Source organism: Streptosporangium sp. NPDC023825, from assembly GCF_040639575.1.
GTDB lineage: Bacteria > Actinomycetota > Actinomycetes > Streptosporangiales > Streptosporangiaceae > Streptosporangium.
In genome coordinates, this window is the sequence record NZ_JBFAAE010000012.1 from 140,446 (window position 1) to 162,079 (window position 21,634).

Genomic DNA, 21,634 nt, shown 5'->3' on the forward strand with positions numbered 1-21,634 from the left:
AATCGGATAAGCCTGCACAACTCATGGAGGGCTGATGGCAAACCGGTGGTCCCGCCCGCCCCGTATGCCGTTGACAACGTTGTCATCAACGTCGTACCGTCACCCTGTTTGCCCGGTCACTTGGGGAATACACCCTTTGTGCCATTGATCAGCGGAGGATCCCCTTGCACAGCCGCGTGGTGGCCCTGGCGGCCGCCTGCCGTCCCTCCGGGTTCCGGTACGCCGGAAAGGCCGGCCGATGACCGCCCTCGCGATCGACATCGGCGGCACCAAGTTCGCCGCGGCGCTGGTCCGGCCGGACGGGACCGTGGCACGCAGGGCGGAACTGCCGGTCGGCCAGGATCCCGAGGCGACGCTGGCCTCGCTCGTCCGGCACATCCGCGATGTCCCGGACATCGGCGGCACCGAGGGCGCAGCCGGAGAGACCGGGGATCTGGGAGATCTGACCGGGGTCGGCATCGGCTCGGCCGGTCCCCTCGACGCCGTCGCCGGTACGGTCAGCCCGGTCAACATCCCCGCCTGGCGTGACTTCCCGCTGGTCGGCGCGGTGAGCGAGCTCCTTCCCGGCCTTCCCGTCGCGCTCGCGGGAGACGCGCAGTGCATGGCGCTGGGGGAGTGGTGGCGGGGCGGGCACTCGCGCTCCCGGGCCCTGCTGGGCATCGTGGTGTCCACCGGCGTGGGCGGGGGCCTGGTCCTCGACGGGGTGCCGTACGTGGGACCGACCGGAAACGCCGGGCACATCGGGCACATCGCGGTGGACGGCGACGGACGGCTCTGCCCCTGCGGGGCGACCGGCTGCCTGGAGACGATCGCCAGCGGCCCGAGCATGGTTCGCTGGGCGCTGGAGAACGGCTGGAGCCCGCCCGGTGCGCACCCGGACGCCCGCGCGCTCTCGGCCGACGCCGCGCGCGGGGTCCCCGTCGCCCGGCAGGCCTTCCAGCGGGCCGCCGACGCGCTGGCCGTGGCGATCCTCACCACGGCGGCGCTCTTCGACCTCGACGACGTCGTCATCGGGGGCGGCGTCTCCGGGGCGGGGGAGACCCTGCTCGCCCCGCTGCGCGAGGCGGTCGCCAAGCGGGCGGGCCTCGGCTTCCTGCGCGGCCTGAACGTCGAACGTACCTCCCTGGAACGCGACGCCGGCCTGTACGGCGCCGCGGCCCTGGTCCTCCCCGTCGCGGGGTAGAGGACCGCGTTCTCTCCTCCGCCCGCAGGCGGAGGTGTCCACGCTAAGGAGAACCGATGAGCTCACTCGCCGTCCAGCTGTACTCCGTGCGCGAACAGGCGGCCGTCGACCGCCGCGCCGTGCTGCGCCGCATCGCCGACATGGGCTACCGCGCGGTCGAGCCGTACGACGTGCACCTCGATCCGGAAGGTCTCCGCGACGACCTGCGGGAGGCGGGGCTCTCGGTGTGCAGCGTGCACGCCCCGCTCCTCGACGAGCGGCGCGCGGCCGCGCTGGCCGGGGCCGTCACCGTCGGCGCGGAGACCGTCATCGTGCCCGCCGCCCCCGCCGAGTGGTTCGCCGGCAGGGAGGGGGTCGAGCTGGCCGCCAGGACCATCGGCGAGGCGGCCCGCGAGGCGGCCGACCACGGGCTGCGGCTCGGATACCACAACCACTGGTGGGAGCTGGAGCAGCGGGTGGACGGCCGTCCCGCGCTGGAGGTGCTCGCGGAGCTGCTGGACCCCTCGGTGCTGCTGGAGGTGGACCTCTACTGGGCGGCGACCGGCGGCGTCGACCCGTCGGGGCTGCTGACCCGGCTCGGCGAGCGGGTGAGCCACCTGCACGTCAAGGACGGCCCCGCCACCCAGGAGGGCCCGATGACCGCGGTCGGCTCCGGCCGGGTGCCCATCGTGGACGCGCTGAACACCGCGCCGGACGCGGTGCGGATCGTGGAGCTCGACCACTGCGCCACCGACATGCTCCAGGCGCTGGCCGACAGCCACGCCTACCTGACCGGTCTCGCCGCCGCCGGGCGGGTGAGCCCGTGACCGGCCCGCTCGGGGTGGCGATCGTCGGCTGCGGGAACATCAGCCACCAGTACCTGGCCAACCTCACCTCCTTCCCCGGCGTGCGGGTGGTGGCGTGCGCGGACCTCGACCTGGACCGCGCCGCGGAGGTCGCCGCCCGGTACGGCGTGCCGGTGGCGGCCTCCCCGCAGGAGGCGATCTCGCACCCCGACGTGGAGCTGGTGGTCAACCTCACGGTCCCCGCCGCGCACGCAGAGGTGGCGCTCGCCGCCGTCCGGGCCGGACGGCACGTCTACAACGAGAAGCCGTTCACCGTGGACCGGGAGTCGGGCGCGCGGCTCGTCGAGGCCGCCGCGGCGGCGGGGGTGCTCCTGGGCAGCGCCCCCGACACCTTCCTGGGCGCCGGGCTGCAGACCGCGGCCAGGCTCGTCGCCGAGGGGGCCATCGGCACCCCGCTCACCGCCCTGGTCCTGTTCCAGACGCCGGGCCCCGAGTCGTGGCACCCAAACCCGGAGTTCTTCTTCCAGCCGGGAGCCGGGCCGCTGTTCGACATGGGGCCCTACTACCTGACGACCCTGGTGACCCTGTTCGGCCCGGCGGCGCGGGTGACCGCGGTCGGCCGCAGGGCCAGGGACGAGCGGGTCGTCGGCTCCGGCCCCAAGACCGGGGCGCGTTTCCCGGTGGCGGTGCCCACCCACACGAGCGCGCTCCTGGAGTTCGCCGCGGGACAGGCCGCCACGATGGTCTTCAGCTTCGACTCGCCGCTGCGCCGCACCGGGTTCGTCGAGATCACCGGCACCGAGGCGACCATGCAGGTGCCCGATCCCAACACCTTCGGCGGCGAGGTGCGGCTGCGCCGGGCCGTCGACGACGAGTGGGTGCCGGTCCCCACGAAGGGCACCGAGGCCGGTCGCGGCCTGGGCGTGCTCGACATGGCCCAGGCCATCCGCGAGGGAAGGCCGCACCGGGCCACCGGCGAGCTGGGCCTGCACGTCCTCGACACGATGATCGCCGTCGCGGAGTCCGCGGAGCGGGCCGAGTTCGTGGAGATCGGCAGCACCTGCCCGGTACCGGCCCCGCTGCCCGAGGGGTGGGACCCGGCCGAGATCCGTTTCGGCTGACGGCTCCGGGCCCGAGGGCCCGACGGCGAACACGCGAGGGGTGGACCGTTTTCCGGTCCACCCCTTGCTCTTGTTACTCATCCGAGTTATTTATTACTTATGCAAGTAACAAAGCCTCCGAGTCTCGCGGCCACCGCGCGACGCGCCCAGATCGTCGAGGCGGCGATCGAGACGATCGCCGACCTGGGATACGGGCAGGCCTCCTTCGCGCGCATCGCCGAGCGGGCCGGGCTCAGCAGCACCCGCCTGATCTCGTACCACTTCCAGGGCAAGAACGAGCTGATCGCCCAGGTCGTCGCCGAGGTCCACCGGGAGATCGGCGCGTTCATGTCCGAGCGGGTGCGGGCGGAGTCCACGGCCGGCGGGGCGATCCGGGCCTACATCGCGGGCAACGTCGAGTTCATCGCGACCCACCGCGCCCGGATGAGGGCGCTGTACGAGATCTTCGTCAACCATCGGGGCGAGGACGGTGCGCGTTCCCACGACGCGGCCACCGACCTGAGCACCCTCTCCCACCTCGAGGAGATCCTGCGCTGGGGCCAGCGGGAGGGCGAGTTCCGCGCCTTCGAGCCGAGGGTGGTGGCGATGAGCATCCAGCGGTCCGTGGACGGGTTGCCCTTCCTGCTGGAGGCCGACCCGGACGTCGACACCGCTCTCTACGCCGCCGAGCTGGTGACCGTCTTCGACCTGGCCACGCGGAGCGGGAGATGAGGGCGGAACGCGAGGCGAGGGCGGAGCCGGGAACGGGGACAGAGCCGGAGCCGGAGCCGGAGACGGAGCCGGGAACAGGGACGGAGACGAGGCCGGGGACGAGAGCGGGCCGTCGTGCCGCCGCCGTCCTGATGCTCGTGGACCTCGTCCTGCCCGTCGGGCTCTACTACGCCCTGCGCGCGGCGGACGTCGGCTACGTCGCCGCCCTGGTCGTCGGTTCCCTGGTGCCCGGCACCGGAACGGTCGCCGTCCTCGTCAGGGAGCGCCGCCTCGACTCCGTGGGTCTCTTCATGGTGAGCGCCATGCTGGTGAGCGCCGGGTTGTCGGTCCTCGGTGGCAGTCCCCGTTTCCTGCTGCTCAAGGGCGCCCTGCTGATGGTCGTGGTCGGCGGCTGGTTCCTGGCCACCGCCCGGGGGCCGAGACCGCTGGCCCTGCAGTTCTCCCGGCCGCTGCTGGAGGGCCGGACCGGTGCCAGGGACGTGTCGTGGGACGACCTCTGGATCGGCTCGCCGCGCTTTCGCCGGGTGTGGCGGGTCTCCACGGTCGTCTGGGGCGCCGGGGCGCTGGCCGACGCGGCCGTCCGGGTGGCGATCGCCCTGACTCTCCCGATCGACCTCGCCGTGGGGCTGAGCGGCCTGCAGTACGGGGTCTTCTCGGTCCTGATGCTGGTGATCATGAACGTCTACCAGGCGCTGGCCGGGCTCCACGACCCCCGTTCCGGCCTCTACCCCACCCCCGGCGTGGGAACGCACCGGTAGTGGGTGGTCAGCCGTCCCTCGTCGTCCAGGACGTGAAAGGCGAGCGCGGGCGGCTGGTCGAGGTGGACGTGGTCCTCGGGGTGGGCCCGGCGCTCCCAGGGGAGCCGGAGGGTGGAGACGACTCCCGGTGCCACCAGCAGCGGCCGTCCGGCGAAGGTGGTCGCCGCCGGGGTGTGGGCGTGCCCGCACAGAAAGGCCGCGAGGTTGTGGTGGCGGTCCGCGATCGCGGCGAGCCGCTCCGCTCCGAACTGGCGGATGCCGTCGACGAAGGGGACGTGCAGCCGGGCCGGCGGGTGGTGGAAGCCGACCAGCACGGGCACCCTGGCCGGGGCCCGGGCCAGGGTCTCCTCCAGCCACGCCAGCGTCTCGTCCTCGAGGAAGCCCTCGTCCCTGCCCGGCACGGAGGAGTCGCACAGGGCGATGACGACGCCGGCCGCGTGGTGCACCTGGTTGATCGGTGCCGTCGTCTCCGGCTGCCCGAGCAGGTGCCGCCGGAACGCGGCGCGCTCGTCGTGGTTGCCGGGACAGATCATGACCGGGTGCCGGGAGGTCAGAAGCCGGCGGGCCCGCTCGTACTCCTCCGGCAGGGCGTGGTCGGCGATGTCGCCGGTGACCAGGACGGCGTCCAGGTCGTGGGGGAGGTCTTCGAGGTGGTCCATGACGGCCCGGGTGCGTTCGGCGCTGCGCCGCCCGCCGTCGATGTGGGTGTCGCTGAGGTGGGCGATCACGATCATCACCGGGGTCCCTTCTTCGCGGTGTGCGGGATGTGAGCGAGGACGGCCGAGCGGCCCCGGTCACGCACCCGTCGCGATGACGGCGACCCGTTTCGCGCTCGTGCTCCCCGTCCAGGCTCACCTCGAACGTAGAAGGTCACCGGACCAAGAATAAGATCCAGTTTCATGCCGGATTATTGGGCCGGTTCCCGGCTCGACCTGTACATCTCCCCCGACGCGGCGGGCGGGCGGCGCTCCGGCCTGGAGGCCGCGCTCCGGGCGGCGATCCGTCAGGGGCGGCTGCCCGCCGGGACGCTCCTGCCGTCCACGCGCGGGCTGGCCAGGGAACTCGGGTTCTCCCGGGGCACCGTCAGCGCCGCCTACGACCAGCTGGTCGAGGAGGGCTACCTGACCACGCGGCCGGGATCGGGCACCAGCGTGGCCGAGGTGCCGCAACGCGCCCAGGCTCCCGCGCCCCGCGCGCCCGCGCCGGTGACCCCGCGCCACGACCTCCGTCCCGGCCGCCCCGACGTCAGCGCCTTCCCCACCCGGGCCTGGCTCGCCTCCACCCGCCGCGTCCTCGCCCACGCCCGCCCCGACGTCTTCGGCGCCGGAGACCCGCAGGGGCGGATCGAGCTGCGCGAGGCGCTCGCCGGCTACCTGGGCCGCACCCGCGGCGTGATCACGACCCCGGACCGCATCGTGATCACCTCGGGCTACTACCAGGGCCTGGGCCTGCTCAGCGGGGTGCTGGCCGCGGGCGGCACCCGCACCGCGGCCGTGGAGGACCCGGGCCACGACAGCTTCCGCGACGTCGTCCGGCGCGCGGGGCTCACCGTCCTCGCCCTGCCCGTCGACGCGCACGGCGCCCGCGTGGAGACGCTGACACGGCGCGCGGAAGCGGTGTTCCTCACCCCCTCGCACCAGTACCCGACCGGCGTTCCGCTGCGTCCCGGCCGCCGTCAGGCACTGGTCGCGTGGGCGCGCTCCACGGGCGGGCCGATCGTCGAGGACGACTACGACGGCGAGTACCGCTACGACCGCCAGCCCGTCGGCGCCCTCCAGGGCGTCGCTCCCGACCAGGTCGTGTACTGCGGCACCGCGTCCAAGACCCTGGGCCCCGCCCTCCGCCTGGCCTGGATGGTCCTGCCGCCGCACCTGGTGCGGCCGGTGACGCTGGCCAAGCAGCGATCCGACCTGTACACCGAGACCCTGGGCCAGCTCGTCCTCGCCGACCTGATCACCACTCACGCCTACGACCGCCACATCCGCGCCGCCCGCCTGCGCTACCGCCGCCGCCGTGAACTCCTCCTCGACCGGCTGGCCGCCGTTCCGGGCCTCACCGCCCACGGAGTCCCCGCCGGCCTGCACACCCTCGTCACCCTCGCGCCCGGCGGCCCCACCGAGGAGCGGCTCCTGGCCGGGTGTGCCCGCCACGGCGTCGCCCTGCGCGGTCTCACCGAACTCCACCACGATCCCGCCGGCCGTCCGCAGGGCCTGCTGGTCGGCTTCGCCGCCCCGTCCGAGCGCGCCTACCCGGCCGCCCTCGACGCCCTGTCCGCGGCTCTCGCCTCCGACGGGCCGGTGCGAGTGTCCGACGGGCCGGTGTGAGCGCCGCCGGGGGTTCGGCCCGCCCCCGGCCGCGCCGGGGCGCGTTCGCTCAGGGGGCCTGGTCGGCGGGACCGACGATCTTCAGCTCAGGCTTGGCGGGCTCTCCCGCGGACTCCTCCAGGCGGGCGCGGAGGCGGGCGCGGATCTCGTCCGGGGTGTACGCCTGCCGCCGGCGCTCGGCCCGCGCGATCACGACCCCCGTGGCCGCGACGCCCGCCACGCCTGCCAGACCGAGTACCTTCCACCATCGCATGTGCCTACGCTAGCGGAATGTCCGGCAAGAGCATCAGCCTCGATGAGGCCGTCAACCTGACCCGCACCGGCGACGTGTGGCTGTTCCGCGGTCGAACGGTGCCCGATCGAGCCATCCAGACCATGACGAACAGCCCCGTCAACCACGTCGGCATGTCGGTCGTCATCGACGACATGCCGCCCCTGATGTGGCACGCGGAGCTGGGCCGCTCCCTGCCCGACCTGTGGTCGGGAACCCACCAGCGCGGCGTCCAGCTGCACGACCTGCGCGAGGCGGTCACGGTCTGGGCGACCAGGTACGGCCAGCGCGGCTGGCTGAGGCAACTGGAGCCGCAGACCCCCCGCGAGATGGAGGACGCCGTCCTGCGCACCGTCGCCCGGCTGGACGGCACGCCCTTCCCCTCGACGGCCAGGCTCGCCGGCCGCTGGATGAAGGGGCGGGTGCCCAGGATCTTCAAGCGGGGTACGGAGGAGAGCGCCCTGGAGAGCGCCTACTGCGCCGAGGTCGTCGCGGTCACGTACGAGGCCATGGGGCTGCTGCCGGGGGGACGGCGGCCGAACTGGTACGACCCCGGCCGGTTCTGGAGCGGCGACGACCTGGAGCTGACCGGAGGTTTCCGGCTCGGGGGAGAGATCACCGTACGGCTGGGGTAGGCCGTACGAGGAACGGAGCGGCGGACGCAACCCCCGGCGCCCGCCTTCTCGAAGACACAGGCGGCGGCTCCCCGCGCCCGGGGGGACTCCACGGACCCACGGACCGGCGAACCCGGTGAACCGGGGCCCCGCGGACTCCGTGCCGCCGCCGACCCGGGGGGATGCGTCATGCGGGACACGGTGGTCATCGTCGGTGCGGGGCTCGCCGGTCTCGCGTGCGCCCTCCGGCTGCGCTCGGCCGGAGTGGAGGTCCGCGTCGTCGAGGCGGCGGACGAGGTGGGGGGCCGGGTGCGCACCGACGTCGTGGACGGCTTCAGGCTGGACCACGGCTTCCAGGTGTTCAACACCGCCTACCCGGAGGCCGCGCGGGTCCTCGACGTCGCCGCGCTGGACCTGCGCCCGATCCCGTCCGGCCTCATCTCCTTCGACAGGGGGCGGCGGGAGCGGCTCATGCTGCCCTGGCGCCACCCGGGCCAGGCGCTCAGCGGGCTCCTGGCCGACGTGGGCTCACCGGCCGACAAGGCGGCCCTGGCGGCGCTGACCGCGCGGGACCTCCTGCTGCCGGCGAGCCGGTTGCGCGGCGGGCGCGAGCGCACCACGCGCGAGGAACTGCGGCACTGGGGCATCTCGCCGAAGATGGTCGAGAAGCTGATCCGCCCGTTCCTGTCGGGCGTCGTCCTGGAGCGGGAACTGGAGACCTCCAGCCGTTTCTTCCACCTCGTCTGGCGCGCCTTCGCCCGGGGAACGGTCGGGGTGCCCGCGCTCGGCATGGGGGAGATCGCCCGGCAGCTCGCCACCCGCCTCCCCCCGGGGGCGCTCGCGCCGGGCACCCCGGTCCTCGCCGTGACCGGGGAGGGGGTGGAGACGGCCGGGGGCGCGACGATCCCGGCCCGCGCGGTGGTGGTGGCCACCGACCCCGCCACGGCCGCCACGCTCTGTCCGGGGCTGGAGATCCCGGCGATGCGCTCGGTGACGACCTTCTACCACGCCGCCCCCCGCTCCCCCATGGACGACCCCACGCAGATCGTCGACGCGGAGGGCCACATCACCGACACCCTGGTCATCAGCGACGCCGCGCCCGAGTACGCCCCGCCGGGCCGGGCGCTGGTCTCCACGTCGGTGCTGGGGGTCCTCTCCGACGCGGACGAGCCCCGGGTCAGGGCGCGGCTGTCGCAGATCTACGGGACCGACACCTCGGGCTGGGAGCATCTGGCGACGTACGCCGTCAAGGGGGCGCTGCCCGCGATGGTGCCGCCGTTCCGGCTGCGGCGCGCGGTGCGCCTCGCGCCGGGCCGCTACGTGTGCGGGGACCACCGCGACACCGGCTCGCAGCAGGGAGCCCTGGTCTCGGGGCGCCGGGCCGCCGACGCCGTCCTGGCGGACCTGGGCGCCTGACCGGGGGGTGTCTCCCTCAGGCCAGCCGGGCCGGGAAGCCGCCGGTGGCGATGGGGCCCCAGCGCTCCGGGGTGAGGCGCAGCAGCGACTTGCCCTGCCGCGCCATGGCCGCCCGGTACTCGTCCCAGTCGGGGTGCTCGCCGGAGATCGACCGGTAGTAGTCGACCAGCGGTTCGAGGGCCTCCGGCAGGTCGAGGACCTCGGCGGTGCCGTCCACCTGCACCCAGGGGCCGTCGAAGTCGTCCGACAGGACCACGACGCTGACCCGGGGGTCGCGGCGGGCGTTGGAGGTCTTGGCCCGCTCGGGGTAGGTGGACACCACGATCCGGCCCTCGGCGTCGACGCCGCAGGTCACCGGGGACGCCTGCGGCCTGCCGTCGCGTCGCGCCGTGATGACCAGCGCGCGGTGGCGGTCACGGAGGAAATCCAGAAGCCGGTCGCGGGAGACGACCTCGTTGGTTGCGATCTTCGGGCTCATAATGCCCACTCTACGGGGGATGTGGCACGCCCGAATTAACGCCCTGACGAATGGAAAATGGCTCTCTTTCTCGGGAGATATGTGGTCAAGAGTCGTCTAATGGGGCATTTGACACCAAATATCAGGGAATTGATCTCCAATGCAGGACATGAGTGGCTCGGGAACCCGCCGACGGACCCCGGATGGCTCATCCGCCCAAACAAGGAGATAACCGTGAAGCAGAAGTCTCTTCTGGCATCGGCCCTGACCGTGCTCGCCCTGACCGCCGTCCCCGCCGCGCAGGCGGTCGCCGCCGACGCGCGCATCTTCTCTCCCACACCGATCCCGACGGACACGGCCCTGCCGACCGACAGCGCCTCGCCCACGGACAGCATGTCGCCCGAGCCCTCGGGCGCGATGACGGAGCCGTTCGGCCCCGGGTGCGCGTCCCTGCCCGCCAGCGGCGAGGGCAGCCTCAGCGAGATGGCCTCGCAGCCGGTCGCCACCGCGGCCGCCTCCAACCCCGCCCTCTCCACGCTGGCCCAGGCGATCGAGCAGGCAGGCCTGACCGAGACGCTCAACTCCGCCAAGGACATCACGGTGTTCGCGCCGACCAACGACGCGTTCGCCAAGATCCCGAAGGACGCGCTCGACAAGCTCCTGGCCGACAAGGCGCAGCTCACCAAGGTCCTGACCTACCACGTCGTCGAGGGGAAGAAGGCTCCCGAGGACCTGAGCAGCGGCGACCTGACCACGATGCAGGGAGGAACGCTGAACGTCACGGGCTCCGGTGAGGACTTCACCGTCAACGACGCCAAGGTCGTCTGCGGCAACATCCAGACCTCCAACGCCGTCGTCTACCTCATCGACACGGTGCTCATGCCGAAGTGACCGCCGTGACGGCCACGACGGTCCCGGTGGCCGTCGTGGCCCGGCCGGCCGGGTCGTGATCCGGCCTGGTGATCGGCCGGGTCGTGAGCGGCCGGGGTGATCCGGCCGGAGGAGGGGTGCCCGTGTGGGGCGCCCCTCACCTGTGGCCCCGCGCGCGCGTCCTTCACCCATGGCTCCGCCCGCGTGCCCCGCCCCCACGGCTCCGACGCGCGTCCTTCACCCACGCCCTGCACGCGTGCCCTGTCCCACGGTCCCGTCCCATGGCCCCGCCCGCGCGCCTCTCATCCGTGTCCGCCGCCCGCCCATACCCGTCTCGTGCCATCCGGCGATCAAGGGGACGTCGTGCGACTAGCGCCCCGATCCACGGGTAACTGGCCGTCACACGGAGGGAAGGCGGAGGGCATGAGTATCAAGGACAGGTTCGGGCCGAGGGCGCGGAGGCTGCGGGCGGTGGCCCGCAAGGTCTTCGGCTGGCGGGACCTGCGGCCCGGGCAGCTCGACGCCATGCGACACCTGCTGGGCGGCGGCGACGCCCTCGTGGTCATGCCCACCGGCAGTGGCAAGTCGGCCGTCTACCAGGTACCGGCCCTGTTGCTCGACGGGCCCACCGTCGTCGTCTCACCGCTCATCGCCCTCCAGCGCGACCAGGTCGCCGGGCTGGCCGAGGCCGACGCGGGCGGCGCGGTCGCGGTCAACTCCGCCCAGTCCGGCGGCGAGGCGTCCCTGGAGGCCGTACGCGCGGGCGCGGCCGAGTTCGTGTTCCTCTCGCCCGAGCAGCTCGCCAAACCGGAGACGGTCGAGCGGCTGCGCGCCGCGCGCCCCTCGCTGATCGCCGTGGACGAGGCGCACTGCGTGTCGGCGTGGGGGCACGACTTCCGGCCCGACTACCTGAGGCTGGGCCAGGTCATCGAGCGGCTGGGGCATCCGCCGGTGGTGGCGCTTACCGCGACGGCCGCCCCCGCGGTGCGCGAGGAGATCGTCACCGCCCTCGGCCTGAGGAACGTCCGCCAGATCGTGCGGGGCTTCGACCGGCCCAACATCGACCTGGAGGTGCGCCGCTTCGTCACCCAGGAGGACCTGAGGCGGGCGCTGGTGGAGGACGCGGCGTCCCGCTCCGGGCTCGGGCTGGTCTACGTCGCCACCCGCCGCGCCGCCGAGGAGTACGCCGCCGCGCTGCGCGAGGCCGGGCGCAGGGCCGAGCCGTACCACGCGGGGATGAAGGCGGCCGAGCGCCACAGGATCCACGAGATGTTCCGCGACGACGAGCTGGACGTGGTGGTCGCGACCTCGGCGTTCGGCATGGGCATCGACAAACCGGACGTGCGGTTCGTGCTGCACGCCGCCCCGCCGGAGTCGCCGGACTCCTACTACCAGGAGATCGGCCGTGCCGGGCGGGACGGCGAGCCCGCCGCCGCGGTGCTGTTCTACCGTTCGGAGGATCTCGGGCTGCGCAGGTTCTTCGCCGGGGGACGGGCCGACGAGGAGCTCCTGCTGCGGGTCGCCACGCTGGTGCACGAGCACGGCGGCACCGTACCGGCGGGGGAACTGCGTACCCTGCTCGGCGTCGGCGCCACCCGGCTCACCCGGCTGGTCAACCTGCTGGAGCGGGCGAACGCGATCGAGGTCACCGGGGAGGGCGACCTGCGCGGGGTGCCCGAGGGGCCCGAGCCCGAGGCGGCCGCGGCGCGGGCCGTCGAGCTGGACGACACCCGGCGCCGCATCGACGACTCCCGGATCGACATGATGCGCGCGTACGCGGAGACCACGGGCTGCCGCCGCCGCTTCCTGCTCGAGTACTTCGGCGAGCCGCGCGAGCGCGGCTGCGATGCCTGCGACACCTGCCGCGCCGGTCTCCCCGACGAACAGGAGGCCGTGACGGGGGCCGGGGAGGAAGGGCCCTTCGCGATGCACGCCAGGGTGCGGCACAGCGCCTGGGGGCCGGGGATGGTGATGAGCAGGGAGAGCGACCGGATCACCGTGCTGTTCGACGAGGTCGGCTACAAGACGCTCTCCCTGGAGGCCGTCGAGCGCGACGACCTCCTGGTCGCGGGCTAGGCGTCGCGGGCCGGGCAGGGCCCGCGAGGCCGGAGCCGGGTCAGCCCTCGGACTTGCGGCCCACCCCGCCCATCGTCCACGTCCTGTCGCGGCCCTGCGCGGCGAGCGGGTTGTCGGGGCGCCAGTGGCGTACGTAGACCAGGCCGGGATCGACCAGTTCCAGCCCGTCGAAGAAGCGCAGCACCTGCTCGCTCCGCCGGGAGGCGTCCTCGCCGCGGCCGAGGATCCGCTGGAAGATCTCGACCAGCGGGCGCTGGGCCTCCGGGCGGGTGTCGAAGACGACGTGGCCGATGCCGAAGTGGCTGCCGACCGGCACCGCGTCGCGAAGGACGGCCACGCTCTTGTGCGGGTCGTCCTCGTCGGGGATGAACTGCAGGGCCGACAGGATCAGGACGGCCACCGGCAGGTCCAGGTCGACCAGGCGCAGCAGCTCCGGGTCGGTGAGCAGCTCGCGAGGGTGCATGACGTCACCCTCGACGACGGTGGTGCAGGGGTTGGTGGCCAGCGTGGCGCGGCCGTGGGAGAGCACCACCGGGTCGTTGGAGACGTAGACCACGCGCGTTTCGGGCACGATCTCCTGGGCCACCTGGTGGACGTTGCGCCGGTTGGGCAGTCCGGAGCCGATGACGACGAACTGGGTCATGCCCTCCTCGACGAGATAGCGCACCACCCGGCCCAGGAACGCCTGGGCCTCGTGGGTCATGGCCCTGACCTCGGGCGCGATGGCCAGCACCTCCTCGGCCGCCTTGCGGTCGGCGGCGAAGTTGTCCTTACCGCCCAGGAAGTAATTGTTCATCCTGGCGATGTTGGGCACGCTGGTGTCCAGGCTCGCCCCCGGCCGCCGGGACGCATCGCTCATGTGTCGCCCCCTCCTTTGCCTGTGACAATAAAGAACCGCACGATGTGTGAACAGGTGTCAAGGCGCGGTTGATACATGAAAAACGTGGTTATTTGCCAAGAAAGCCTATTCCTTGCGGGCAACGCCGCCGACGACCCAGATGGAGTCCGGACGGTGGGGCACCGCGCCCTCCGGCCGCCATTCCGGGATGTAGACGATGCCCGGCTCGACCGGCCGCAGCCCGTCGAGGAAGAGCTCGACCTCGGCCTTGGTCCGCAGGTTCGCCCGCCGGGGACCGGTGATCGACCCGCTGTCCTGGAAGAGGGCGGCGAGCCTCGCGGTTTTCTCCGGGCACAGGTCCGAGACCGCGTGGGAGAGGGCCAGGTAGCTGCCCGGCACGACGGCCTTCTGCAGGGCGGCCGTGATCTGCGTGGCCTGCATGTCGTCGGAGAGGTCGGTCAGCACCGAGAACAGCAGGATCGCCACGGGCTCGTCGAGGTCGATCATGTCGGTGAGGCCGGGATGCGCCAGGAGCCGCTCCGGGTCGCGGATGTCCGCCTCGACGACCGCGGCCGGGCTGTTCTCCTTCAGCAGGGCCTGGGCGTGGACGACGACCATCGGATCGTTGTCGACGTAGACGACCCGCGCCTCGGGCGCGACGCCGCGCAGGATCTGGTGCACGCTGCCCTGGGTCGGCAGGCCGCAGCCGATGTCGACGAACTGCCGGATGCCGGCCTGCACGAGGAACCGTACGGCGCGGTCGAGGAACCTGCGCCCCTCCCGCGACATGGCGGGGAGCTCGGGGGCGATCGCGAGTGCCGCCTGCGCGGCGGCCCGGTCGGTGGCGAAGTTGTCCTTGCCGCCCAGGAAGTAGTCGGTTATCCGGCCGGCGTTCGGGATCGTGGGGTCGAACCTGAGGCGCTCAGGTTGTGGCGACGCCATGATGTCCTCCGTCCAGCCATGCGGTTCCAGCGGACATTATCGACCTTCCGCCCACGCTGTGCTGTATTTCTTGCCAGAGCCTCCTTCTGCCCATGTCACTTTTTGAACACTCGGCGGTCCGCACCCCCTGCTCCGCGTCTCCCCCGCCGGTGGCGGGCAGGCCGCCGGGACGGGTTCGCCGGCGGCGGGCCTTTCGGGTGTCGTCGGCGGGCGGGTGCCGTCAGTGGCAGGCCTCCAGGTGACGTTCCCCCGCCGAGGGCAGGGCGAAGGCCGCCCACACCGCCTTGCCGCGGCTCTCCAGCGGGGCCCAGCCCCACGTCTCGCTGACACCGTCGACCAACTGGAGTCCCCGGCCGTTCTCCGCCTCGTAGTCGGGCTCGCGCAGGCAGGGCCCCTGGTCGCTGGGGTCGGTGACCGCGCACAGCACCGAGCGCTCGGTGTGGCAGAGGATCACCTTGACCTCGGGAAAGGGGCGGGCGTGCAGGACGCCGCGGGTGCCGTGGCGCAGGGCGTTGGTCACGAGTTCGGAGACCACGACACCGGTGTCGTCGATCAGCGGCTCCAGCTCCCAGGCCCGCAGCGACCTGGTGGTGAACTCGCGGGCGGTCCGTGCCGCGCACGGGTCGTAACGAAGGCTGCGCACGGCCATCTGCAACTGGCCGGCGTGGCCCTCGTCGCCGGCCCAGGGGGGCAGGCCGCTCGGGGGAAGTAGGTGATCAAGCATCGACAACCACCGTTCCCACCCTCCGATCTCAGCTCGGACAGGTGTGGCTTCGTATCTTTGGTAACCAGTCATCGGCGACCTTGCGGAGGGGGGCGATCGTATGGCGAGGTTGATCCGTCTAGTCATCTTGCCTTCCGTAATGTGCATAGGCAAGTACAGATGCACGTGCATCTGCACAAAAAGCTCTATGCTCGGAGTGTTGTTTCCCTCCCCGACCGGTGAGAGGCGAGGATGAACCAGCTGTACAGCGGCATGTCGGCCGCCCTGATGGACGGCGTCGTGTGGCGCAAGAGCCATTTCAGCAACCCCAGCGGCAACTGCGTGGAACTCGCGGAGCTCCCCGACGGCAGGGTCGCGATGCGCAACTCCCGCGACCCCGAGGGCCCCGCGCTGATCTACACCCGCCGTGAGGCCGGCGACTTCGTCCGCGGGGTGAAGGGCGGGGAGTTCGACGACCTGATCGTCTGAGAATTAGGTCGTGGTTGAAAAATAAAACTCTCTATGGTCTGGGCGGGGCGAGCGGAGTACCGTGAAGGCTCGCGATCGCCACAAAGAGTGTGCAGAGGCTCGCGTTCCGCGCCCGAAGGACTGCAGATGATCACACCCGACGCCGACGGCCCGCCGGTCAGCCCAACCTCGATGGCCGCGCCGCGAGGCAGCTCCACCGTGCTGCGGATCGTCCTGGGCGCGCAGCTCCGCCGCCTGCGCGAGCAGCGGGGCATCACGCTGGAGGAGGCGGGGCACTCCATCCGCGCCTCGCACTCCAAGGTCAGCCGCATGGAGCTCGGCAGGGTCAGCTTCCGGATCAGGGACGTGGCCGACCTGCTCACCCTGTACGGGGTGACCAGCGACGCCGAGCGCGAGCCGCTGCTGTCCCTCGTCGAGAAGGCCAACCTCACCGGCTGGTGGCACAACTACAACGACGTGCTGCCCCACTGGTTCGAGACGTACGTGGGCCTGGAGGAGTCGGCCACCGGCATCCGCAACTACGAGGTGCAGTTCGTGCCCGGCCTGCTGCAGAGCGAGGGCTACGCGCGGGCCGTCATCCGGCTGGGCTTCCCCGCGGCCTCCCACGACGAGCTGGACCGCAGGGTGAAGCTGCGCATGGCACGCCAGCGGCTGCTGCGCCGCCCGGACCCGCCCCACCTGTGGGCCGTGCTCGACGAGGCCGTGCTGCGCCGCCCGCTCGGCGGGGTCCAGGCGATGTGCGAGCAGATCGACCACATCCTGCGGGCGCTCGAACTGCCCAACGTGACCGTCCAGATCGTGCCCTTCAGCGTCGGCGGCCACGCCGCGGCCGGCGGGCCCTTCAGCATCCTGCGGTTCTCCCAGCCCGACCTGCCCGACGTCGTCTACATGGAGCAGCTCACCAGCGCCGTCTACCTGGAGAAGCGCGACGACGTCGACAGCTACCTGGAGGTCATGGAGCGCCTGTGCATCGAGGCCGAGCCGGCCACGCGCACCCGTGAGATCCTCCTGGGGATCCGCGAGGAGTTCCAGCGGAGGCTGTGATCCGGAAACGGGGCTCGCGGGACCGGTGAACGATCCGGAAACGGGGCTCGCGGGACCGGTGAACGCGGGGTCTCCGGGCCCGTGACGTCGCCCGGCCGCGACCGCGGGGCGGTGCGCCTCACGCGGGGCCCCGGGCCCGTGACGCGGCCCGGCCGCAACCGCGGGGCGGCGCCGTACGAAGATGTGGGCATGAGATGTCTCGTGACCGGCGCGGCCGGATACATCGGAGGGCGGCTCGTCCCCGAACTGCTCGACGCGGGTCATGAGGTCCGCTGCATGGTGAGGTCGGCGGGCCGTCTGCGTGACCAGCCGTGGGCCTCCCGGGTCGAAATCGCCCAGGCGGACGCGTCGGACGCCGAGCAGGCCGCCAGGGCCCTGGAGGGCATCGAGGTGGTCTACTACCTCATCCACACGATGGGCGGGGGGAGCGACTTCGCCGCCGCCGACCGCGAGGCGGCCACCACCTTCGCCGCCGCGTGCGAGCGCGCGGGGGTCCGCCGCGTCGTCTACCTCGGCGGTCTCGTCCCGGACGACGGGCACTCCCACTCCGGCGGTCTCGTCCCGGACGACGGGCACTCCCACCCCGGCGGTCTCGTCCCGGACGACGGGCGCCCCCACCCCGGCGCCCCCGCGCCGGGCGAGAAGCTCTCGCCGCACATGAGCTCCCGCGTCGAGGTGGGGGAGATCTTCCTGCGCTCCTCGACGCCCACGGTGGTGCTGCGGGCGGCGATTATCATCGGATCCGGCTCCGCCTCCTTCGAGATGCTGCGCTACCTCACCGAGCGGCTGCCCGTGATGACGACGCCGCGCTGGGTCGCCACCAGGACGCAGCCCATCGCGATCCGCGACGTGCTGCGCTACCTCGTGGGCTGGGCCTCCGTCGAGGAGGAGGTGAACCGCTCCTTCGACATCGGCGGCCCGGACGTGCTCACCTACGCCGACATGATGCGGGTCTACGCGGAGGTCGCCGGGCTGCCCCGCCGGCTGATCATCCCGGTCCCGGTGCTCAGCCCCGGCCTGTCGAGCCACTGGGTGGGACTGGTCACCCCGGTCCCTGCGGGCCTGGCCCGCCCGCTGGTGGAGTCGCTGCGCAACGAGGCCGTCTGCGGCGAGCACGACATCGCCCGCCACGTCGAGGACCCGCCCGGCGGCCTGACCGGGCTGAGACGGGCGATCGAACTCGCCCTGGAGCGCATCAAGGAGGCCAAGGTCGTCACCCGCTGGTCCTCGGCCTCCATCCCCGGCGCGCCGAGCGACCCGCTGCCCACCGACCCCGACTGGGCGGGCGGCAGCCTGTACGTCGACGCGCGGGCCCGCCGGGTCGGCGCCTCCCCGGAGGCCCTGTGGGCGGTCGTCGAGGCCGTCGGCGGGGAGTCGGGCTGGTACTCCCTGCCGCTGGCCTGGAGCCTGCGCGGCCTCCTCGACCGGCTGGTCGGCGGGGTGGGCCTGCGCCGGGGGCGCCGCGACCCCAAGCGGCTCCGGGTGGGCGACTCTGTCGACTTCTGGCGGGTCGAGGAGGTCGAGCCGGGGCGCCTGCTACGACTGCGCGCGGAGATGCGCCTGCCCGGCCTCGCCTGGCTGGAGATGCGGGTGCTCACATACCGGGGGGAGACCGTCTACGGCCAGCGGGCGATCTTCCACCCCCGCGGCCTGGCCGGGCACCTCTACTGGTGGTCGGTCGCGCCCTTCCACAGCCTGATCTTCGGGCCGATGCTGCGCAACGTGGCGAAGGCCGCCGAGCGCGGTGTCCTGCCCGTCCCTCCCGGGGACCGGGCCCCGGCCTCCGGCGTGCCCGCCGCCGGCGAGCCCCGGGACGCCGTCCCCGGCTGACCCGCCGGGGGCCCGCCCGTCACGGCTCGCCCTCGCGGGTCACGAGGACGTCGACGATGTCCGCGTACCCGATCTCCTTGTGCGTGAACTGTCCCGCCACCGCGAACTCCGCCAGGCCGTGGGCGGTCGAGAGCAGGGCCATCACCCGGGCTTTGGACGCCGGCCCGTCCCAGGGACCCCGCATGCCGAGCGCGCTCGTCACCTGGTCGATCGCCGTCTCCAGCTCCGGGTGGTGCCCGGCGAGGAACTCCGCGGCGAACACCAGCCGGTACTCCTCGCGGTGCGTCGTGGCGTACTCGACGTAGCTCAGGTAGAAGGCCCGCAGCCGGTCGCGCGGGCTCGTCCCCTCCAGGGCCGCCGCGGCGACGTGCGCGCTGAGGTCGGTGATGACCCGGACGGCGAGCGCCGCCAGCAGCGCGGTCTTGTCGTCGAAGTGCCGGTAGGGGGCCGTACGGGACAGGCCGGCCAGGTCGCCGACGGCGCGCAGCGTCACGGCGTCGAGACCTCCCTCGCGCAGCAGCCTCAGCGCGCTGTCGACCAGGCGGGTCCTGGTGTCGTCCACCATGCAGGTCCACCTTCCCGGGCCTCGCGTGTTGACAACGTCAACGTACCTGGTTGACACTGTCAACATGATGTTGACGACGTCAACCGGAGAGCTATGAAGATCACGGTGAACGGGCTGCCCGCCACGGTGGACGCCGGCCCCGACGACGCCGCCGTGGACGTCCTGCGCGACGGACTCGGCCTCACCGGCGCCAAGGCCGCCTGCCGCACCGGAGTCTGCGGCGCGTGCACGGTCATGGTGGACGGGGTTCCCCAGGCGAGCTGCCTGCTGCCGTCCGCCGCGCTGGAGGATCGCGAGATCACCACCGCCGAGGGCCTCGACCACCCCGTCCAGCGGGCGCTCGCGGTCCACGACGGCCTGCAGTGCGGCTACTGCACGCCCGGGTTCGCGGTCGAGGGCGCCGCCTTCGTCGACGCCTGGCGCGCCGAGCACGGCGACGTCGCGCCGCCGCGCGAGCGGATCGCCGCCGCCCTCGCCGGTCACCTGTGCAGGTGCGGCGCGTACGAGGGGATCCACGCCGCGATCGCCGCCGCCTGCCGGGGAGAGCACGACGGCGCCGCGGGGACGCCCGCCCGGGTGGAGGCGATGGACAAGGTCGCCGGCCGCGCCCGCTACACCACCGACGTACGCCTCGAGGGCCAGCTGGAAGGGGTGATCATCCGCTCCACGAGGGCGCACGCCCGCGTCACCTCGGTCACGGTGGACGCCGCCCACGTGGTCGACCTGCTGCCGCCCGACCGTACCGTCCGCTACGCGGGCCAGCCCGTCGCCGCCGTCGCCGCCCCCACCCGCCGCGAGGCGCTGGCGATCGCGGAGGCCGCCGAGATCGGCTACGACCCGATGCCCGCCGCGCTCGACGACGCGCCGGACGCCCCGCCCGTCTACGACGAGGCCGCCAGGAAGCACGTCCCCAGCTCCAGCGAGGGGCTGGAGCTGCCCGGCGACTGGAACGGCAACGTGCGCGGCCCCTTCACCCGGGCGAGCTGGCGCGGGCGCACCGCCGTCAAGAGGATCGAGGCCGCCCGCCGCGACGCCGACCCCCGCCTGGTGACCGGCACCTTCACCACCGCCGTCCAGGTCCACACCCCGCTGGAGCCGCACGCCTGCGTCGCCCGCTGGGACGCCGAGGGCGACCTGCACCTGCACCTGTCCACCCAGACCGTGGGCGTGGCCGCCGAGCAGGCCGCCAAGCGGTGGAACCTGCCCGCCGGGCGGGTGCACGTCGTCGCCGACCACGTCGGCGGCGGCTTCGGGGCCAAGAGCGGCGTCGGCACGGAGACGATCGCCGCCGTCGAGCTCGCGCGGGCCTGCGGCGCGCCGGTGCGCGTGGTGTTCAGCCGTGCCGAGGAGCTCACCGACGCGGGCAACCGCCCCGGCACCCGCACCACCCTCGAACTGCTCGCCGACGACCGGGGCGACCTCGCCGCCCTCACCATGGACGTCCACGGGCGCGGCGGGGTGGCCATCGGGTCGGCCGTCGCGGTGATGGCCCGCCTCATGTACGGCACCGCGCCCCGGCGGCTCCGCGACTACGACGTGGTCACCAACGAGCCGCCGGGCACCCCGTTCCGCGGGCCGGGGGCGCCGCCCATGCTCTGGGCGCTGGAGCAGGCGGTGGACGAGGCCGCCCACCGCCTGGGCGAGGACCCGATCGCGCTGCGCCGCCGCTGGGACGGCAACCGCAAGCGGCACGCCCTCTACGACGTGGCCGCGGCCCTGCCCGGATGGACGACCAGGCCGCGGACCGGCTCCCAGACGGGCCGCTTCCGCCGGGGCGTCGGGGTGGCCGCCGCCAACTGGGCCTACATGCTCGACCCCGGCACGGAGGTGGAGCTGCGCGTCGAGGGCGACGTGGTCGTGGCCCGCACCACGACCCAGGACATCGGGACCGGCATCCGCACCGTCATCGCCGATGTCGTGCGCGAGGAGCTCGGGCTGCCCGCCGAGCGCGTCCGCGTCGAGATCGGCAGGACGGGCACCGTGCACGGGCCGGCCTCGATCGGCAGCCGCACCACGGTCTCGGTGGCCCCCGCCGCGCGCGACGCCGCGCGGCGCCTGCGGAAGCTGGGCGTGGCCGACGGCGCCCGGGCCGTCGGGGGGCGCCGCCGCGACCGGCGCGGCTACGTCACCCCGTTCCCGGTGGGCGGCATGGCGATCGGCCGCGGGTTCAGCGGTTCGGTCCACGTCACCGAGGTCGAGGTCGACACCCGCCTGGGCGTCGTCAGGCCGCTGCGGGTGTGGGCCGGGATCGCGGTGGGCCACATCTACGCCGAGAGGCTGGCGCGCAGCCAGTGCGAGGGCGGCGTCGTGCAGGGCATCGGCTACGCCCTGTACGAGGAGCGCCTGGTGGACCCGGTGACGGGAGTCGTGCTGACCGCCAACCTCGACGACTACCGCGTCCCCGGCATCGGCGACACCCCGGAGATCACCGTGCACTTCCACCGCGACGGGTGGGACCACGTCAACGGCCACGGCGTCGGGGTCGGCGAGATCTCCACGGTCGGCGTGGCCGCCTCGGTGGGCAACGCCGTCCACAACGCCACCGGCTGGCGTCCCCACGACCTGCCCATCCGCCCCGACCGGCTCCTCGAGGGGATCGCCCGGTGATCCTCTTCCCGCGGATCCGCGCCGGAAGGC

Annotated in this window: 21 protein-coding genes; 14 read left to right on the forward strand and 7 right to left on the reverse strand. The window is 73.2% G+C overall.

Annotated features, from left to right (window positions below):
- The first annotated feature begins 238 nt into the window (after positions 1–238).
- The 5 genes from AB0G15_RS14135 to AB0G15_RS14155 all read left to right on the forward strand — a co-directional run bounded on the left by AB0G15_RS14135 (position 239) and on the right by AB0G15_RS14155 (position 4,558).
- Positions 239–1,183 carry an ROK family protein gene (locus AB0G15_RS14135; protein ID WP_362838839.1) on the forward strand — a complete coding sequence of 315 codons (945 nt, stop codon included), beginning with the start codon at positions 239–241 and terminating at the stop codon, positions 1,181–1,183.
- A gap of 56 nt (positions 1,184–1,239) precedes the next feature.
- Entirely contained in the window at positions 1,240–1,989 is a 750-nt protein-coding gene (locus tag AB0G15_RS14140) for a sugar phosphate isomerase/epimerase (RefSeq protein WP_362838841.1), read from the forward strand.
- A complete protein-coding gene (locus AB0G15_RS14145; RefSeq protein WP_362838844.1) occupies positions 1,986–3,089 on the forward strand; it encodes a Gfo/Idh/MocA family oxidoreductase in 1,104 nt (367 codons plus the stop codon). Before AB0G15_RS14140 ends, AB0G15_RS14145 begins: the two co-directional genes overlap by 4 nt.
- A gap of 99 nt (positions 3,090–3,188) precedes the next feature.
- Positions 3,189–3,800, forward strand: a complete 612-nt coding sequence (locus AB0G15_RS14150) for a TetR/AcrR family transcriptional regulator (RefSeq protein ID WP_362838847.1) — start codon at positions 3,189–3,191, stop codon at positions 3,798–3,800.
- Positions 3,797–4,558: a VC0807 family protein gene (locus AB0G15_RS14155; RefSeq protein ID WP_362838850.1), complete on the forward strand. Its 762-nt coding sequence runs from the start codon at positions 3,797–3,799 to the stop codon at positions 4,556–4,558. The genes AB0G15_RS14150 and AB0G15_RS14155 overlap by 4 nt, the downstream gene beginning before the upstream one ends.
- On the opposite strand, the gene AB0G15_RS14160 is transcribed toward AB0G15_RS14155, so the two are convergent.
- A complete protein-coding gene (locus tag AB0G15_RS14160; RefSeq protein ID WP_362838957.1) occupies positions 4,525–5,292 on the reverse strand; it encodes a metallophosphoesterase in 768 nt (255 codons plus the stop codon). The two genes, AB0G15_RS14155 and AB0G15_RS14160, sit on opposite strands and share 34 nt — an antisense overlap.
- A 165-nt stretch (positions 5,293–5,457) precedes the next feature.
- Between AB0G15_RS14160 and AB0G15_RS14165 the strand changes: the two genes are divergently transcribed.
- The gene (locus AB0G15_RS14165; protein WP_362838853.1) at positions 5,458–6,882 is read left to right on the forward strand and encodes a PLP-dependent aminotransferase family protein; all 1,425 of its coding nucleotides are present in this window, start codon (positions 5,458–5,460) and stop codon (positions 6,880–6,882) included.
- A gap of 49 nt (positions 6,883–6,931) precedes the next feature.
- On the opposite strand, the gene AB0G15_RS14170 is transcribed toward AB0G15_RS14165, so the two are convergent.
- Positions 6,932–7,135, reverse strand: coding sequence for a hypothetical protein (locus AB0G15_RS14170; protein WP_362694856.1), 204 nt, complete (start codon positions 7,133–7,135; stop codon positions 6,932–6,934).
- A gap of 17 nt (positions 7,136–7,152) precedes the next feature.
- Here AB0G15_RS14170 and AB0G15_RS14175 point away from each other — a divergent pair, with 17 nt between their 5' ends.
- A complete protein-coding gene (locus AB0G15_RS14175) occupies positions 7,153–7,788 on the forward strand; it encodes a hypothetical protein (RefSeq protein WP_362838856.1) in 636 nt (211 codons plus the stop codon).
- Between the two features lie 168 nt (positions 7,789–7,956).
- Entirely contained in the window at positions 7,957–9,183 is a 1,227-nt protein-coding gene (locus AB0G15_RS14180) for an NAD(P)/FAD-dependent oxidoreductase (protein WP_362838858.1), read from the forward strand.
- 16 nt (positions 9,184–9,199) lie between these two features.
- Here AB0G15_RS14180 and AB0G15_RS14185 read toward each other — a convergent pair whose 3' ends face one another.
- A complete protein-coding gene (locus AB0G15_RS14185) occupies positions 9,200–9,661 on the reverse strand; it encodes a PPOX class F420-dependent oxidoreductase (RefSeq protein WP_362838861.1) in 462 nt (153 codons plus the stop codon).
- Positions 9,662–9,874: 213 nt separating this feature from the next.
- Between AB0G15_RS14185 and AB0G15_RS14190 the strand changes: the two genes are divergently transcribed.
- Positions 9,875–10,531, forward strand: a complete 657-nt coding sequence (locus tag AB0G15_RS14190) for a fasciclin domain-containing protein (RefSeq protein WP_362838863.1) — start codon at positions 9,875–9,877, stop codon at positions 10,529–10,531.
- 402 nt (positions 10,532–10,933) lie between these two features.
- The gene (locus AB0G15_RS14195) at positions 10,934–12,586 is read left to right on the forward strand and encodes a RecQ family ATP-dependent DNA helicase (protein WP_362838866.1); all 1,653 of its coding nucleotides are present in this window, start codon (positions 10,934–10,936) and stop codon (positions 12,584–12,586) included.
- A 40-nt stretch (positions 12,587–12,626) separates the two neighbouring features.
- Here the strand turns inward: AB0G15_RS14195 and AB0G15_RS14200 are convergent, their stop codons facing one another.
- From AB0G15_RS14200 to AB0G15_RS14210, 3 genes are all read right to left on the reverse strand, one after another.
- On the reverse strand, positions 12,627–13,445 hold the full coding sequence (locus tag AB0G15_RS14200; RefSeq protein ID WP_362838869.1) for an SAM-dependent methyltransferase: 819 nt from the start codon (positions 13,443–13,445) through the stop codon (positions 12,627–12,629).
- 105 nt (positions 13,446–13,550) lie between these two features.
- Positions 13,551–14,366, reverse strand: a complete 816-nt coding sequence (locus tag AB0G15_RS14205) for an SAM-dependent methyltransferase (protein ID WP_362838872.1) — start codon at positions 14,364–14,366, stop codon at positions 13,551–13,553.
- Between the two features lie 220 nt (positions 14,367–14,586).
- Entirely contained in the window at positions 14,587–15,090 is a 504-nt protein-coding gene (locus AB0G15_RS14210; protein WP_362838875.1) for an ATP-binding protein, read from the reverse strand.
- A 231-nt stretch (positions 15,091–15,321) separates the two neighbouring features.
- Here AB0G15_RS14210 and AB0G15_RS14215 point away from each other — a divergent pair, with 231 nt between their 5' ends.
- The 3 genes from AB0G15_RS14215 (at position 15,322) to AB0G15_RS14225 (ending at position 18,432) form a co-directional block, all read left to right on the forward strand.
- Entirely contained in the window at positions 15,322–15,558 is a 237-nt protein-coding gene (locus AB0G15_RS14215; protein WP_362838878.1) for a DUF397 domain-containing protein, read from the forward strand.
- 126 nt (positions 15,559–15,684) lie between these two features.
- The gene (locus AB0G15_RS14220; protein ID WP_362838885.1) at positions 15,685–16,602 is read left to right on the forward strand and encodes a helix-turn-helix transcriptional regulator; all 918 of its coding nucleotides are present in this window, start codon (positions 15,685–15,687) and stop codon (positions 16,600–16,602) included.
- A gap of 189 nt (positions 16,603–16,791) precedes the next feature.
- Positions 16,792–18,432 (forward strand): SDR family oxidoreductase, encoded by a 1,641-nt coding sequence (locus AB0G15_RS14225; protein WP_362838888.1) that lies wholly within the window; start codon positions 16,792–16,794, stop codon positions 18,430–18,432.
- Between the two features lie 19 nt (positions 18,433–18,451).
- Here AB0G15_RS14225 and AB0G15_RS14230 read toward each other — a convergent pair whose 3' ends face one another.
- Positions 18,452–18,997, reverse strand: a complete 546-nt coding sequence (locus AB0G15_RS14230; protein ID WP_362838891.1) for a TetR/AcrR family transcriptional regulator — start codon at positions 18,995–18,997, stop codon at positions 18,452–18,454.
- Between the two features lie 93 nt (positions 18,998–19,090).
- Here AB0G15_RS14230 and AB0G15_RS14235 point away from each other — a divergent pair, with 93 nt between their 5' ends.
- On the forward strand, positions 19,091–21,604 hold the full coding sequence (locus tag AB0G15_RS14235; RefSeq protein WP_362838893.1) for a molybdopterin-dependent oxidoreductase: 2,514 nt from the start codon (positions 19,091–19,093) through the stop codon (positions 21,602–21,604).
- Positions 21,605–21,634 lie beyond the last annotated feature (30 nt).

Bases quoted from the DNA above. Each gene is read 5' to 3' on its own strand.
- AB0G15_RS14135 (WP_362838839.1), top strand. From the start codon at position 239: ATGACCGCCCTCGCGATCGACATCGGCGGCACCAAGTTCGCCGCGGCG.
- AB0G15_RS14140 (WP_362838841.1), top strand. From the start codon at position 1,240: ATGAGCTCACTCGCCGTCCAGCTGTACTCCGTGCGCGAACAGGCGGCC.
- AB0G15_RS14150 (WP_362838847.1), top strand. From the start codon at position 3,189: ATGCAAGTAACAAAGCCTCCGAGTCTCGCGGCCACCGCGCGACGCGCC.
- AB0G15_RS14155 (WP_362838850.1), top strand. From the start codon at position 3,797: ATGAGGGCGGAACGCGAGGCGAGGGCGGAGCCGGGAACGGGGACAGAG.
- AB0G15_RS14160 (WP_362838957.1), bottom strand. From the start codon at position 5,292: ATGATCGTGATCGCCCACCTCAGCGACACCCACATCGACGGCGGGCGG.
- AB0G15_RS14165 (WP_362838853.1), top strand. From the start codon at position 5,458: ATGCCGGATTATTGGGCCGGTTCCCGGCTCGACCTGTACATCTCCCCC.
- AB0G15_RS14170 (WP_362694856.1), bottom strand. From the start codon at position 7,135: ATGCGATGGTGGAAGGTACTCGGTCTGGCAGGCGTGGCGGGCGTCGCG.
- AB0G15_RS14175 (WP_362838856.1), top strand. From the start codon at position 7,153: ATGTCCGGCAAGAGCATCAGCCTCGATGAGGCCGTCAACCTGACCCGC.
- AB0G15_RS14180 (WP_362838858.1), top strand. From the start codon at position 7,957: ATGCGGGACACGGTGGTCATCGTCGGTGCGGGGCTCGCCGGTCTCGCG.
- AB0G15_RS14185 (WP_362838861.1), bottom strand. From the start codon at position 9,661: ATGAGCCCGAAGATCGCAACCAACGAGGTCGTCTCCCGCGACCGGCTT.
- AB0G15_RS14195 (WP_362838866.1), top strand. From the start codon at position 10,934: ATGAGTATCAAGGACAGGTTCGGGCCGAGGGCGCGGAGGCTGCGGGCG.
- AB0G15_RS14200 (WP_362838869.1), bottom strand. From the start codon at position 13,445: ATGAGCGATGCGTCCCGGCGGCCGGGGGCGAGCCTGGACACCAGCGTG.
- AB0G15_RS14205 (WP_362838872.1), bottom strand. From the start codon at position 14,366: ATGGCGTCGCCACAACCTGAGCGCCTCAGGTTCGACCCCACGATCCCG.
- AB0G15_RS14210 (WP_362838875.1), bottom strand. From the start codon at position 15,090: ATGCTTGATCACCTACTTCCCCCGAGCGGCCTGCCCCCCTGGGCCGGC.
- AB0G15_RS14215 (WP_362838878.1), top strand. From the start codon at position 15,322: ATGAACCAGCTGTACAGCGGCATGTCGGCCGCCCTGATGGACGGCGTC.
- AB0G15_RS14220 (WP_362838885.1), top strand. From the start codon at position 15,685: ATGATCACACCCGACGCCGACGGCCCGCCGGTCAGCCCAACCTCGATG.
- AB0G15_RS14225 (WP_362838888.1), top strand. From the start codon at position 16,792: ATGAGATGTCTCGTGACCGGCGCGGCCGGATACATCGGAGGGCGGCTC.
- AB0G15_RS14230 (WP_362838891.1), bottom strand. From the start codon at position 18,997: ATGGTGGACGACACCAGGACCCGCCTGGTCGACAGCGCGCTGAGGCTG.
- AB0G15_RS14235 (WP_362838893.1), top strand. From the start codon at position 19,091: ATGAAGATCACGGTGAACGGGCTGCCCGCCACGGTGGACGCCGGCCCC.